General features: G+C 64.6%; 12 protein-coding genes. 6 read left to right on the top strand and 6 right to left on the bottom strand.

Translation table 11 applies throughout. The features are described 5' to 3' along the window. On the bottom strand, positions 1 to 466 hold a 466-nt coding region (locus H8A95_RS36705), incomplete at its 3' end, for an alanine racemase (protein ID WP_229187521.1). A 71-nt stretch (positions 467 to 537) separates the two neighbouring features. Between H8A95_RS36705 and H8A95_RS36700 the strand changes: the two genes are divergently transcribed. Continuing rightward, the gene (locus H8A95_RS36700; RefSeq protein ID WP_229187520.1) at positions 538 to 1,461 is read left to right on the top strand and encodes a LysR substrate-binding domain-containing protein; all 924 of its coding nucleotides are present in this window, start codon (positions 538 to 540) and stop codon (positions 1,459 to 1,461) included. 16 nt (positions 1,462 to 1,477) lie between these two features. On the opposite strand, the gene H8A95_RS36695 is transcribed toward H8A95_RS36700, so the two are convergent. After that, positions 1,478 to 3,556 carry an acetoacetate--CoA ligase gene (locus H8A95_RS36695; protein WP_274617702.1) on the bottom strand — a complete coding sequence of 693 codons (2,079 nt, stop codon included), beginning with the start codon at positions 3,554 to 3,556 and terminating at the stop codon, positions 1,478 to 1,480. A gap of 152 nt (positions 3,557 to 3,708) precedes the next feature. On the opposite strand from H8A95_RS36695, the gene H8A95_RS36690 reads away from it, so the two are divergent. After that, on the top strand, positions 3,709 to 4,710 hold the full coding sequence (locus tag H8A95_RS36690; protein ID WP_229187518.1) for a glycoside hydrolase family 3 N-terminal domain-containing protein: 1,002 nt from the start codon (positions 3,709 to 3,711) through the stop codon (positions 4,708 to 4,710). A gap of 96 nt (positions 4,711 to 4,806) precedes the next feature. Further along, a complete protein-coding gene (locus tag H8A95_RS36685; protein WP_229187517.1) occupies positions 4,807 to 4,989 on the top strand; it encodes a hypothetical protein in 183 nt (60 codons plus the stop codon). A gap of 98 nt (positions 4,990 to 5,087) precedes the next feature. Here the strand turns inward: H8A95_RS36685 and H8A95_RS36680 are convergent, their stop codons facing one another. Further along, positions 5,088 to 5,483, bottom strand: a complete 396-nt coding sequence (locus H8A95_RS36680; protein WP_229187516.1) for a hypothetical protein — start codon at positions 5,481 to 5,483, stop codon at positions 5,088 to 5,090. Positions 5,484 to 6,088: 605 nt separating this feature from the next. On the opposite strand from H8A95_RS36680, the gene H8A95_RS36675 reads away from it, so the two are divergent. After that, positions 6,089 to 6,697 carry a helix-turn-helix domain-containing protein gene (locus tag H8A95_RS36675; protein ID WP_233287350.1) on the top strand — a complete coding sequence of 203 codons (609 nt, stop codon included), beginning with the start codon at positions 6,089 to 6,091 and terminating at the stop codon, positions 6,695 to 6,697. Positions 6,698 to 6,757: 60 nt separating this feature from the next. Here H8A95_RS36675 and H8A95_RS36670 read toward each other — a convergent pair whose 3' ends face one another. The 3 genes from H8A95_RS36670 to H8A95_RS36660 all read right to left on the bottom strand — a co-directional run bounded on the left by H8A95_RS36670 (position 6,758) and on the right by H8A95_RS36660 (position 8,761). Next, complete coding sequence (locus H8A95_RS36670; RefSeq protein ID WP_163157416.1) at positions 6,758 to 7,006, bottom strand: DUF4175 domain-containing protein; 249 nt, start codon at positions 7,004 to 7,006, stop codon at positions 6,758 to 6,760. Between the two features lie 157 nt (positions 7,007 to 7,163). Then, entirely contained in the window at positions 7,164 to 7,883 is a 720-nt protein-coding gene (locus H8A95_RS36665) for a Crp/Fnr family transcriptional regulator (protein WP_229187514.1), read from the bottom strand. Positions 7,884 to 8,083: 200 nt separating this feature from the next. Continuing rightward, positions 8,084 to 8,761 (bottom strand): Crp/Fnr family transcriptional regulator, encoded by a 678-nt coding sequence (locus H8A95_RS36660; protein WP_229187522.1) that lies wholly within the window; start codon positions 8,759 to 8,761, stop codon positions 8,084 to 8,086. A 589-nt stretch (positions 8,762 to 9,350) separates the two neighbouring features. Here H8A95_RS36660 and H8A95_RS36655 point away from each other — a divergent pair. Both H8A95_RS36655 and H8A95_RS36650 read left to right on the top strand, forming a co-directional pair. Beyond that, entirely contained in the window at positions 9,351 to 10,949 is a 1,599-nt protein-coding gene (locus tag H8A95_RS36655; protein ID WP_229187513.1) for a flagellin N-terminal helical domain-containing protein, read from the top strand. 385 nt (positions 10,950 to 11,334) lie between these two features. Further along, the coding region (locus H8A95_RS36650) for a chemotaxis protein CheA (protein WP_229187512.1) at positions 11,335 to 13,263 on the top strand (1,929 nt) is incomplete at its 3' end.

The raw sequence follows: 13,263 nt of genomic DNA, 5'->3' as shown, positions 1-13,263 counted from the left end.
CGCGCGCGCCGACGCCGGCGCGATGGCCATCGCAATCGACCTCGATCAGCACGGGAACGCGGTCGTTTGTTGCGCGGGCCATCGCGGTGACCGCCGCCGCCTGCTCAGGGCTGTCGAGCACCACGGAGAGGTCGACGCCCTGTCGCCGCAGCGCAGCGACGCGATCGAGCTTCTGCGGCGCGATACCGACGGCATAGAGGATGTCCTTGACGCCTGCCGCGGCAAACACCTCCGCTTCCTGCAGCGTGGAAACCGCGGCCGGGCCGCCTGGGCCGTCCATCACGGCGCGTGCCGCCGGAATTGATTTCGCGGTCTTCAGATGCGGGCGCAGCGGCACGCCGAGCCGCGCCAGCCGCGTCTTCAGGCGCGCGATGTTGTGCAGCATCCGGTCTTCGTCGAGCACGAGGCAGGGCGTCTCGATCCCGGCGAGGGGATGCGTTGTTGTCGGAACGGGGGCTGATGACATGCGGCGAGGCTAACGTTTTCCATGATAAGCGCAATTTACCGAAGATCACTCTTATATTAAGTCTGGGCTTAATGATCTCGACTGACGACATCCGCTTCTTCTTGGCCATCGCTGCGGCCCGCTCGCTGGCGGCTGCGGCGCGAGCGCTCGACGTGACGCCATCGGCGGTCTCGCAGCGGCTGCAGAGCCTCGAGCAGCGGCTGGGCGTTCAGCTGGTCGGCCGTTCGGCCCGGCGGCTGACGCTGACCGATGAGGGCGAGCTGCTGGTGCTGCGCGGCAGCGCATTGCTCGACGATGCGACGGAGCTGACGGAAGCGCTGCAGGCGCGTCGCGGCACCATCTCGGGCCATCTGAAGATTCGTGCGCCGCTCGGCTTCGGGCGCCGTTACGTCGCTCCGGTCGTTGCGACCTTTCAATCCCGGCACCCCGACGTGTCCGTCGAGCTCGAGCTGTCCGATCGGCCGGGGCGCGCCGCTGTCGGTGCGTGGGACGTCATGATCCACATCGGCGCCCTGCAAGATTCCACGCTTCGCTTGCTGCGCCTCGCGCCGAACGAGCGCATCCTCTGCGCCTCGCCGTCCTATCTGAAGCGCCGCGGCACGCCGTCGCGTCCGCAGGATTTGCGCGGGCATCAATGCATCGCGCTGCGCGAGAACGAGGAGGACGTGACGCTCTGGCGGTTCACCCGCAAGCGCGCCGGGTCGGAGCCCGATGTCGTCAGGATCGAGCCGATGCTGTCGAGTAATGACGGCGAGGTCGTGAAGGCCTGGGCACTGGCAGACCACGGCCTGATCGTCAGGTCGGAGTGGGATGTCGCTGGCGATCTCGCCGGTGGCCGGCTGGTGCGCGTCCTGCCGAACCATCGCCTGCCGCCGGCCGATATCGTCGCGTTGCTCAATCCCGGCCGGGGTGGGCGGGCGAGGCGCACGCAGGCCTTCGTGGAGCACCTGCGCGCGGCCCTCGCGCCGCCGCCATGGCGCAGCAGGCTGCGCTGACGGATGGTGCGATCGCTTACGCCGCGCCGGCCTGCTTGCTCAGATAGGTCTTTGCAAAGCCGAGATACCAGTCGAGGCACCCGGGATTGGCCATCGCGTCGCGGTTGATGACCTTTTCGATCGCATGGCCGAGCAACAGCTTCTTGACCGGAAGCTCCTGCTTCTTGCCGGACAGCGTACGCGGAATTTCCGCCACGACGAAGATGTCGTTGGGCAGGAAGCGGCGCGACAGCCCGGCCTCGACCGCCTTGTTGATCTTCGCCTTCATCGCGGCATCGAGGGTGATGCCCTCGCGCAGCACCACGAACAGCGGCATGTAGCTGTCGCGGCCGAGATATTCGAGGTCGACGACCAGCGAATCCAGCACCTCCGGCAGCGCCTCGATCGCCGAATAGAGCTCGCTGGTGCCCATCCGCAGGCCGTGGCGGTTGATGGTGGCGTCGCTGCGGCCGTAGATCACGCAGGAGCCGTCGGGGTTGATCTTGAGCCAGTCGCCGTGCCGCCACACCGGGCCGCGGCCGGAGCCGTCGAAATTGTCGGGGTAGGTTTCGAAATAGCTCGACAAATAGCGCGCATTGCCGGGATCGTTCCAGAAGCGCAGCGGCATCGACGGTAGCGGCTCGGTGCAGACCAGCTCGCCGACCTCGTCGATCACCGCGCGGCCCTGCTCGTCGAACGCTTCCACCGCGCAGCCGAGCAGGCGGCATTGCATGATGCCCGGCGTCTGCGGCAGTTCGCGATTGCCGCCGATGAAGGCGCCGGCGAAATCGGTGCCGCCGGAAATATTGGCCCACCACATCTCGGCCTGCGCCGCGTTGCCGTTGCGTTTCGACAGCGCGGCAAAGCGCTCGTTGAACCAGGCTTGCGTGTCGGCTGAGAGCGGCGAGCCGGTCGAGCCGAGCGTGCGCAGCGCCGAAAGATCGCCGACGGCGGCGAGATCGATCTCCGCCTTGGTGCAATTGGCGAAGAACGCCGCGCCGGCGCCGAAGAAGGTCGCCTTGGCGTCGGCGACGAAGCGCCACAGCGTGGTCCAGTCCGGCTTGTCCTTGGTGCCGCCGGGACTGCCGTCGAAGATGCAGCAGGTGGTGCCGTTGAGCAGGCCATTGGCCTGGCAATTCCACATGATCCAGCCGGTCGACGAGTACCAATGGAAGCGTTCGCCGAACGAATTCGGTTGATAGCTGCAACCGATGTCGTTGTGCAGCGTCGAGAGCGGCAGCGCCACCACGATCACGCCGCCATGGCTGTGCAGGATCGGCTTCGGCAGTCCCGTGGTGCCCGAGGAATAGACGATCCAGAGCGGGTGATCGAACGGCAGCCATTCCGGCTCGAAGGCGTCGATCTCGGCGCCCTGGCCGGCGAGGATGGACGACAGCCGTGTCTCGGGCGGCGCCGCATCGCTGTGCAGGATGACGTGCTGCACCGTCGGCAGCGCGCGCCGCAGCTCCTCGATCACGCTTTGCCGGTCATGGCGCCGGCCCGCATAGGTCACGGCGTCGCAGGCGATCAGCACCTTCGGCTCGATCTGCTTGAAGCGGTCGATCACCGCGGGAGCCGCCATGTCGGGCGCGCAGAGGCTCCAGATCGCACCGATACTGGCGGTCGCGAGAAACGCGATGATCGTCTCCGGAATGTTCGGCAGGTACGCCGCGACCCGATCGCCGGCGCGGACGCCCTTGGCCTTCAGATCCAGCGCAAGTGCCGCCGATTTGCGCTCCAGCTCCGGCCAGCTCGTCTCCGAAAGCTTGCCGTCCTCGCCGCTCGAGATCAGAGCCGGCAGACCGGCGGCATGCGCCGGCGCGACATGACGGAAGACCTGGCGGGCATAATTCACCGAAGCGCCCGGAAACCACACCGCGCCCGGCATCTTGCGCTCGGCCAGCACCGCCGAATGCGGCGTCGGCGAGCGCAGATCGAAATAATCCCAGACGCTCTGCCAGAAGGCGTCGATATCGGTGACCGACCAGCGCCGCATCGCCTCGAAATCCGCAAACTCGAGGCCGCGCGTCTGCTGCAGCCATTGCCGGTAAAGGGCCATTTGCGGAACGTAAGGTGCTGTCATGGGCGGTTTCCGACGTTTCTTGTGCTGTGGCATGCGCGATCCGGCATGCCGGCGTGTCTTAACATAGTGACGCGAGCACGGCGAACGCAGTCGAGCAGCAAGCTGCGTCGTATTCTTACCGCCGCCACGGCGTGCTATTCCATCTATAGAGGCTGATTCCATGCGTATTCGATAAGCGAGCTGCCATGTCGGTCGGCGAACTCTTCATCCTCGGTTTCCACGGCAAGGTCATTCCGCCCTGGCTCACGGAGTTTGCCGCGCAATTCGGGCTCGGCGGCGTGATCCTGTTCGACTATTCCCGCCAGACTAGGCAGTACGACAACAACATCGCGTCGCCCGCGCAGGTGCAGTCGCTGTGCGCCGAGATCGCGGCGCTGCCGTCGCAGCCGCTGGTCTTCATCGACCAGGAGGGCGGTCTGGTGCGCCGGCTCAAGGATAGACTGGGCTTTCGGCCGCTGCCGAGCGCGAAGGATTTCAACCGGCTTACACTGGCGGAAAAGCAGACGATCCTAGCTGCGTGCTATGCCGAGCTGCGCCGGCTCGGCATCCGGTACAATTTCGCGCCCGTCATCGACGTCGATGACAACCCCGACAATCCCAACATCGGCAAGATCAAGCGGTCCTATTCGTCCGACATCGGTGAGGTCGAGGCCAATGCCCGTCTGGTTGACGCTGCGGCGCGGCAGGCCGGCGTGGGCCTTTGCCTGAAGCATTATCCGGGCATCGGCGGCGCGGGCGTCGATTCACACCTGGAGTTCATGGAGATTTCCGCCGCGCTGCGGCCGGAGCAGGAAGAGCTGTTCACCACGCTGGCCCCATGCATCTTCGGCGATGCGGTGCTGGTCAGCCACGCCATTGTCCGCCAATGGGACGCGCGGCATCCGATGACCCTGTCGCCGGCAGGAATCGGCCGGCTTCGCCGCCGCCTGCCCGAGACGTTGCTGATCACCGACGACATGCAGATGCAGGGGTTGCAGAAAGCGCTCGGCACGAGCGCGGCCAGCCTGCAATCGATCGCTGCCGGCATGGACATGGTCTGCATCGGCAACAATTTGCTCGACCAGGAGCAGGCGATGGCCGGCATCGCCGCGGCTGTCGCGGGTGCAGTGCAGGACGGATCGCTGGATCGGGCCGCGGTGCAGCGCTCCATTGCGCGGGTGCAAAAGCGCAAGGCACTGCTCGCCTGATTGCGTTGAACCAATTTTTGCGCCGGCCGACCACAAGGGGCGGAACCAAATTTCATTACCGCGATTTAACAATGACGCTCATCGGGGCTAACAACCATGAAGATGCTCAAGCGTCTCTTCCGATTGACCTGGCTACGCCGCGACGCCCGCAGCTCGGCCGATGTCCCGCCTGCCTCCATCGATCCCGACGAATTCAGCCGCCTGCTTTGCAGCGGGCGCGCCGAGGATTTGCGGATACTGGCAAAGCGGCTGAGCCAACGCTCGCGGGCCCACGCCTAGGCAGTGCATCGGAGCGAGTGTGAGCCGGTTCTGATTGAACCAGAACCGGCAAGTCCGCCGCGCGGCCGCGGCTTCAATTCCGATCTCGACGCGATCCGCTACTGCTTTGCCTTGTCGTGTTTACCGATCCCGACCGCCTTGTAGTCATAGGTTGGGTAGAACTCGGTGTGGTAGGCGCCCCAGGCGCTGCTCTCGATGACACGGTTGACCTCGCGGAGCCGCGATGCCGGCAGCCGCAACGTCACCGCCTGACCGATCCCCATCATCACGTACCAGCTGACGACCTCGACACCTTCGGGCGGAAATGCCTTGTAGAAGCCCTGCCGCTCAAGCTGCGCGTTGAGTTCGCTGAGTGGGCGCGATTGATCATGCTTGAGGAAGATCGTGATCATGATCTCGTTGTCGGATGTCGGCGTTGCATCGCCGGCCGCCGCGGTCTGGGCCTGTGCGCCCGCGCTGAACAGCAGTGCTGCCGCGAGCGCCGCAATCATCATCCAGGATCCGTGTCGCCCGTTCCGCTCTCGCTTCATTGTCGCGCCCTTTTGTTGTTGATCGAGAGGCGGCGATCATCGCGGCGAGCGCCGGGGCTGTAAATCGACATTCGCCTGGCTTGATCCAGGTCCGATGCCGGTGGGCCGATGTGAACCGTCTCATACGCGCGGGCTCCAGCGCGCGGTATGCCGATGCCATCCCGATGCCCAGGGGGATGATCGATGACGACCCGGCGAATGGCGTATTGGTGGTTCAGGTTCGTTCTTTCGGGGCGGTTCCTGGAGAAGTTCCTGCGGCTGCGGCGCCCTTGATGTCCAAGGCGCTGTGCGGATCCCGGCGCTTTGCAACCTGAAACCCGGGAGTGTGGGACGCGCCCGGGAGAGCCCGGGTTGGTAAATTCCCACCTGCGATTGCCGCCGGGATGAAATGACCGGCCATCCCGTAAGAATACTGTAATTCGACTCAAATATGCGAGATTCGTTGCCAAATCAGCGGTAATCTGCGCCTGCTTGGCAGGTCGGGGCCCGAGGTCACAGTTGCGTCACCCGTAGTTTTACGGAGTCCCTTGTTAACGCGGCCACAAGTTCACCTTTGGTAAACCATACTTATGACGCAACACGACAACCGTGCCGAGGCCCGCCTTCCCACATGGATGGGTGGAACCGCGACGCTCGAAACGCAGCCGCTTGAGCTTCAGGGCGCCGCTCCGCCGCGACCCCAGGTGACCGCGGACACCGGCGCCGCGATCGTCCGCCAGTTCAACGGGCCGGTGACGGCGTTGTTGCTCTATATGAACGAGCTCAAGCAGCACAGTCAGCAGTTCGCGCACGCGCCCGGCAACGGGGTCTATCTGCGGCAGGTGATCGAGAACGCGCTCGAGCAGACCGAGCGGGTGTCCGCGATGCTCAAGCAGATTTCCGATATCTATCCGAACGCGCTTCCGACCACCGATCTCAAGCCACCGGGCGACGACAAGCCGGCGGGCGCGCGATCGCCTGACGTCATGTTCGCGCCGGAAGCCGGCCGCAAGCCGTTGACCAGGCGTGAGCGTGAGGTGCTCAGCCTGATCAGCGACGGCTATTCCAACAAGCAGGGCGCGCTGCAGATGAACATCAGCCCGCGCACGTTCGAGAGTCATCGCGCCGAGGCCATGCGCAAGCTCGGTGCGCGCAACACCGCCGACCTCGTCCGCAAGGCCTTGTTGCATTCCGCCTGAGCGGTGATCCCGGTTCGCCAGAATCCGATTCGTCAGAATCCGGTTCGTCAGAGCTGATTGTCAGAAATCGTCTTCCGCGGCGAAGCACAGGCGCGGCGCGGGCCGCTTGGCCGGCGCAGCTGTCTTCGGCTCGTCCGGAACGATCGTGACCACCCATGCCGCCGTCGCACCGGACCTGCTTTCGACGATCGCACGCACGCGTCCCGTGACGGTCGCACCGGCGGACCGGATGGTGGCGGGGCGGCCGTTGAACTGGGCCATACGGAAGCGCCGAGCCTCCTTCCGGTCGGTCGTCTGATACGTGAACATCGGCTCCCCCGTGCGTCGATCCGACTCTGGGGATTCAGCGTTATCCGACGGTGAAGATCGCACGCCGTAGAAGTACGGCTTGCGCAACGGTTCGAGCGTTTTCGAGCGAAGCGGGTACCGGTTTGCGTGAAGAAAATCCGTCAAAATCAGTAAAAGTCTAACCGCCGGCTTCCTGGCAACTCAGCAGCCCCGCGTACTGCGCCTTCACCGCGGCGTAGCATTCGCACGCGGTCCGGATCAGTCCATCCGCGTTGGTGATCTCGATGTGCCCGCGGCTGTAGTGGATGAAATTGGCCTGTTGCAAGGTATGCGCGACCAGCGACACGCTGTTGCGGCGTGCGCCGATCATCTGCGCCATCGCTTCCTGCGTCAGGACGATCTTGTTGCTGCCGGAGAGGTCGCGTGTGTGCAGCAGGCAACGCGCCAGCCGCGACTCCACGGTGTGCGCGGCGTTGCAGCCGGCAGTCTGCTGGATCTGGGCATAGACGGCGAGCCCATGCCGGATCAATGTCGCGCGCAGCGTCGGGCTTTGGCCCGCAGCCGCCCGCAACGGCTCGAGCTCAACCGTCGAGGCGAGGCCGGGCACCAGCACAGTGGCGTTGTTCAAGACGGGCCCTTCGACGAGCGGGGCGAATGCGCCGTAGATGCTGTCGTGGCCGACCATCGCGACCTGCACGCGCTCGCCTCTTGCGAGCTTGACCACCAGCGAGATCACGCCCTTGTGCGGCATGTATGTCCGCTTGAGCATCTCGTCGGACTCGGTCAGGACCGAATCGGCCGCGAGGTCGACCGTCCGCAGATGCGGCCGGATCAGTTCGAAATCACTCTCCGACAGCGACGACAGGAATCCGTTCGGTGATCGCGGAACTGTATCCAAAGCAACCTCCTGCCTGCCGGCAAAGCTTGTCTCTGGGCTTCAGCGCTGACGCGTGCAGCGGGACGTCCTTGCAACTTATTCTGGCATGTCTGGGTTCCAATGGAAACATATCTTGGTTCCATTAGGAATACGCCTATCGCCGGCGTGATCACGTTTGTGTTGCCAGGCCGGTCAATTTGCACAGGCGCGGCGCGCGCCCGTTAATCTTCCGGCCCGATCAATTGTTCGGCGTGCGTCTTGACCGTCGCATAGCATTCACACGCCGCCTTCCGCAGGCCGTCGATATCGGTGATTTCGATCTGGCCGCGGCTGTAACGCAGGATGCCGGCCTGCTGAAACCCATGCGCGACGATCGACACCGCGTTGCGCCGGACGCCGATCATCTGCGCCAGCATCTCCTGGGTCAGCGGCAAGGCCTCGCTGCCGCACAGATCGCGCGCGCGCAGCAGCCATCGTGACAGCCGTGCCTCCACCGGATGGGAAACGTTGCAGGCGACGGATTGTTGCGTCTGCGCCATCAACGCCTGCTCGTAGAGCGCAACCAGGGTCCGGAAATCTGCGCTGCGATTTGCGGTCTCGCGGAAATCTTCCGCCCGCAGCATCGAAGCCGTGCCCGGGACCACCACGATCGCGTCGGCAAGCGGCGGCCGCTCATGCTGGGCGGCGGAACCGCCCACGACGCCGTCGCGACCGACGGTTGCAATCTCGACAGATTGCCCGTCGGACAGATTGACCATCATCGAGACCACGCCGCTGTGCGGAAAATAAACCCGCTGCACCGGTGCGCCGGCATCGGCGAGCGCGGTTTCCTTGGTCAAGTCGACGGTTTCCAGATGGGGATGAAGTTGCGCGTACTCCGCGGAGGGAAGTGCTTGCAACAGACGATTGGGCGGGCGCGTTACCGCGGACATTGGAGCTCCTGCCGAGGGCGGGAGCACTACGGTCTCGCATCACCTACTCTTGGCGTGTGGACCGCGAACATAGCTTGCCTGTCCAATTGCACAAGGGTTGTAGTGCGAACCTTATACCCTCTAGGGGGCAGACGATCGGCATCGCATCGGCCTGCGCGGCGATCGCGGTCGATTCGAACGGCAGGCGCCGCGGACGATACGGTTGCGGCATTGTCTCGCATTTGTTGATTTCCATTAACTCTAAACGATTCCCGACCACGTCTCGTCGTGACCGCTCTTTCGGTTTTCGAAGCACCCGGCCGGCAGCGCGAGGATGTGGCAAGTCTCGCAAATGCGAGGACAAATTCGCCGCCGCGACATTGCCCCGGCGGCGGACGCGCGCCGTTGCACCGAGCATCTGCATCGGCAGCCGTAGTGTTACCGGCGAAGCCGTTCTGGGTATTTGTACGGAGCAGCCCTTTAACGAACGGGTAGCGCGGACGGACCAGTGTGGCGTGGGTCGCCGTGCGAAATTTACGGCGTCGCGTCAATCGTGTTCATCCAGAAGGGTACCAGTATGTCCGGCATCGTCCTTTCGTCATCGGTCCGTCAGAACCTGCTTTCGCTGCAGTCGACGGCCGACCTGCTCGCCACCACGCAGAACCGCTTGTCCACCGGCAAGAAGGTCAACACCGCTCTCGATAACCCGACCAACTTCTTCACGGCGCAGTCGCTCGACAACCGCGCCAGCGACATCAACAACCTGCTGGATGGCATCGGCAATGGCGTGCAGGTGCTGCAGGCCGCCAACACCGGCATCACCTCGCTGCAGAAGCTCGTCGACAGCGCCAAGTCGGTCGCCAACCAGGCGCTGCAGGCCGCGGTCGGCTTTTCGCAGAAGTCACAGGTGACGACCGCCACGATCACCGGCGCCACCACCGACGATATCCGCGGCACCGCCACCTACAGCAACGCCACCCTCGCTGGAACGGTCGTCAACAACAATCTCTCGACGCCCGTGCCGGTCACGGCCGCCACCAAGCTCGTCACCGCGGCCAACTCTGATACCTTGGCGGCGACCCCGACCGGCACGATCAGCGTCAACGGCAAGTCGATCACGTTCTCGACCTCGCAGACCACTTCGACAACCGATTCGTCCGGCAACGTGACGCTGGGCACCGGCGCTGGCAGCAACCTGACGGTCGGCGACCTGCTCACCGCGATCGACGGCATCACCGGCGCGACCACGGCCTCCACCGTGTCGGCCGGCGCGCTCCAGATCAGCACCGGCATCAACCAGGATCTCAACATCTCCGGCTCGGGTCTGGCCGCTTTCGGCCTTACCGCCGGAACCAAGGCGCGCACCGTGGCAACGCCTTCGCCGCTCGATGGCTTGACGCTGACGATCGGCGCGACCGGCAACGGCACCGCCACCAACATCACGTTTGGTAGCGGCCCGGGCAAGGTGAAGTCGCTCAACGACCTGAACGCCGCACTTTCGGCCAACAACCTGCAGGCGTCGCTCAGCGCAGGCGGTGCGCTCACCATCAGCACCACCAACGATGCTGCCTCCTCGACGCTCGGCACGATCGGCGGCACGGCGGCCGGCGCCGGCAAGCTGTTCAACGGCCTGGCGGGCAGCGCCCCGGTGCAGGATCCGAACGGGCTGTCGAATCGCGCCAACCTGGTCAACCAGTACAACAACATCCTGGACCAGATCACCACGACCGCCCAGGACGCCTCGTACAACGGCATCAACCTGCTCAATGGCGATCAGCTCAAGCTGACCTTCAACGAGACGGGCTCCTCGACGCTGAAGATCCAGGGCGTGACCTTCGATGCCTCCGGTCTGAACCTCACCAAGCTGACCGCCGGCACGGACTTCATCGACAATGCTTCGGCCAACACCACGCTGAAGACGCTCAACAGCGCGAGCGGCCTGCTGCGCACCCAGGCTTCGACCCTCGGTTCGAACCTGTCGATCGTCCAGATCCGCCAGGACTTCTCGAAGAACCTGATCAACGTGTTGCAGACCGGCTCGTCCAACCTGACGCTGGCCGACACCAACGAGGAAGCGGCCAACAGCCAGGCGCTGTCGACCCGCCAGTCGATTGCGGTGTCCGCGCTGGCGCTGGCCAACCAGTCGCAGCAGAGCGTTCTGCAGCTGCTCCGCTAAGCGTAGCCGTGACAGACATCGAATATCGGGGCGGCGGAGGAAACTCCGCCGCCTTTGCTTTGCGTGCGCTTGACCGCTTCGCGGGATTCAACCCATGGGCGATCGCGTTCTGATGCAACCGGCGTCATGGTCGCGAATGTTTCGCCGGGCTTAACGGCCGCTCGGCCGCATTTGGTTCAAATTGCGATGACCGGTGGAACGGGCTCTTTCCCGTCCGGGTGGTAAGGGCCTGTCCTTGTGAGACTGATCGTGATGTCGTGATGCGTCGTCCTTGACGAGCTTCATCGTCCGTATTTGCACGGACGGCAAAATTAACGTCGCCGTGAAGCCGGCCAAGTTATCGATGCGAGGCGAGCGTTCCGTAGCACCTTGAGGGGACCTATCCATGGACGATCTGTTGCGCGAGTTCCTGACGGAGAGCAGCGAGAGCCTGGATACGGTCGACAACCAGCTGGTGCAGTTCGAGCAGGATCCGAACAACGCGAAGATCCTGGATAACATTTTCCGGCTTGTGCACACGATCAAGGGGACCTGCGGCTTCCTCGGGTTGCCGCGGCTCGAGGCCCTGGCGCATGCCGGCGAGACCCTGATGGGCAAATTCCGCGACGGCATGCCGGTGAAGGCGGAAGCCGTGACGCTGATCCTGTCCTCGATCGACCGCATCAAGGAGATCCTTGGCGGGCTCGAGGCCACCGAAGCCGAGCCTGAGGGCAACGACCGCGATCTGATCGATCAGCTGGAGGCGATGGTCGAGCGCGGCATGGCCGCGATGTCAGGCTCGACGCAGTCGATGCCGACGGCTGCCGAAGAAGACGTGCCTGTCGTCGAAGCGCCGTCGGTGCAGGCTGACATGAGCGAGGGCACGCTCGTGGTGCAGACGCTGGAGCGTCCGCTGCGTCCGGGCGAGGTCTCGCTCGACGAGCTCGAGCGCGCCTTCCGCGAGACCGAGACCGAAGTCACGGCGCCCGCGCCAACGCCGGTTCCTGCCGCGAAGCCGGTGGCCGCAGCGCCTGCTGCCGCTGAGCTGGCCGAAGCCGCGAAGAAGCCGGCCCGCAAGGCCGCCGCCGAGACCGATGTCCAGGAAGGCGACAAGATCGCCAACCAATCGATCCGGGTCAATGTCGACACCCTCGAACACCTGATGACCATGGTCTCCGAGCTGGTGCTGACCCGCAACCAGTTGCTCGAGATCTCAAGGCGCAACGAGGACACCGAGTTCAAGGTGCCGCTGCAGCGGCTCTCCAACGTCACCGCCGAGCTCCAGGAAGGCGTCATGAAGACGCGGATGCAGCCGATCGGCAATGCCTGGCAGAAGCTGCCGCGCATCGTCCGCGATCTCTCCGGCGAACTCGGCAAGCAGATCGAGCTGGAGATGCACGGCGCCGACACCGAGCTCGACCGCCAGGTGCTCGACCTGATCAAGGATCCGCTGACGCACATGGTGCGCAACTCCGCCGATCACGGCCTGGAGACCACCGCCGAGCGCCTTGCCGCCGGCAAGCCCGAGCAGGGCACCATTCGTTTGTCCGCCTATCACGAGGGCGGCCACATCATCATCTGCATCGCCGACAATGGCCGCGGGCTCAACACCGAGCGGATCAAGGCCAAGGCGCTCCAGAACGGTCTCGTCACCGAGGCTGAGCTGGAGAAGATGACCGAAGCCCAGATCCACAAGTTCATCTTCGCGCCGGGCTTCTCGACCGCGGCGCAAGTGACCTCGGTGTCCGGCCGCGGCGTCGGCATGGACGTGGTGCGCACCAATATCGACCAGATCGGCGGCACCATCGACATCAAGAGCGTGGCCGGCGAGGGCGCCTCCGTCACCATCAAGATCCCGCTGACCCTGGCCATCGTCTCCGCGCTGATCGTGGAAGCCGGCGGCGACCGTTTTGCGATTCCCCAGCTCTCCGTCGTCGAGCTGGTGCGGGCCCGCGCCAACTCCGAGCACCGCATCGAGCGGATCAAGGACACCGCGGTCTTGCGACTGCGCAACAAGCTGCTGCCGCTGATCCACCTCAAGAAGCTTCTGAAGATCGACGATGGCGCCACCACCACCGACGCCGAGAACGGCTTCATCGTGGTCACGCAAGTCGGCAGCCAGACCTTCGGCATCGTGGTCGACGGCGTGTTCCACACCGAGGAGATCGTGGTCAAGCCGATGTCCACGAAACTGCGGCACATCGACATGTTCTCCGGCAACACCATCCTGGGCGATGGCGCCGTCATCATGATCATCGACCCCAACGGCATCGCCAAGGCATTGGGCGCCTCCGGCTCCTCGGCCCATGACATGGCCGACGACAATGCGAGCGCG

The sequence above is a fragment of the Bradyrhizobium oropedii genome, from assembly GCF_020889685.1.
Classification (GTDB): Bacteria; Pseudomonadota; Alphaproteobacteria; order Rhizobiales; family Xanthobacteraceae; genus Bradyrhizobium; species Bradyrhizobium oropedii.
Note: the sequence above shows the minus strand (reverse complement) of the source record. Positions and strands in the feature narration are given on the sequence as shown.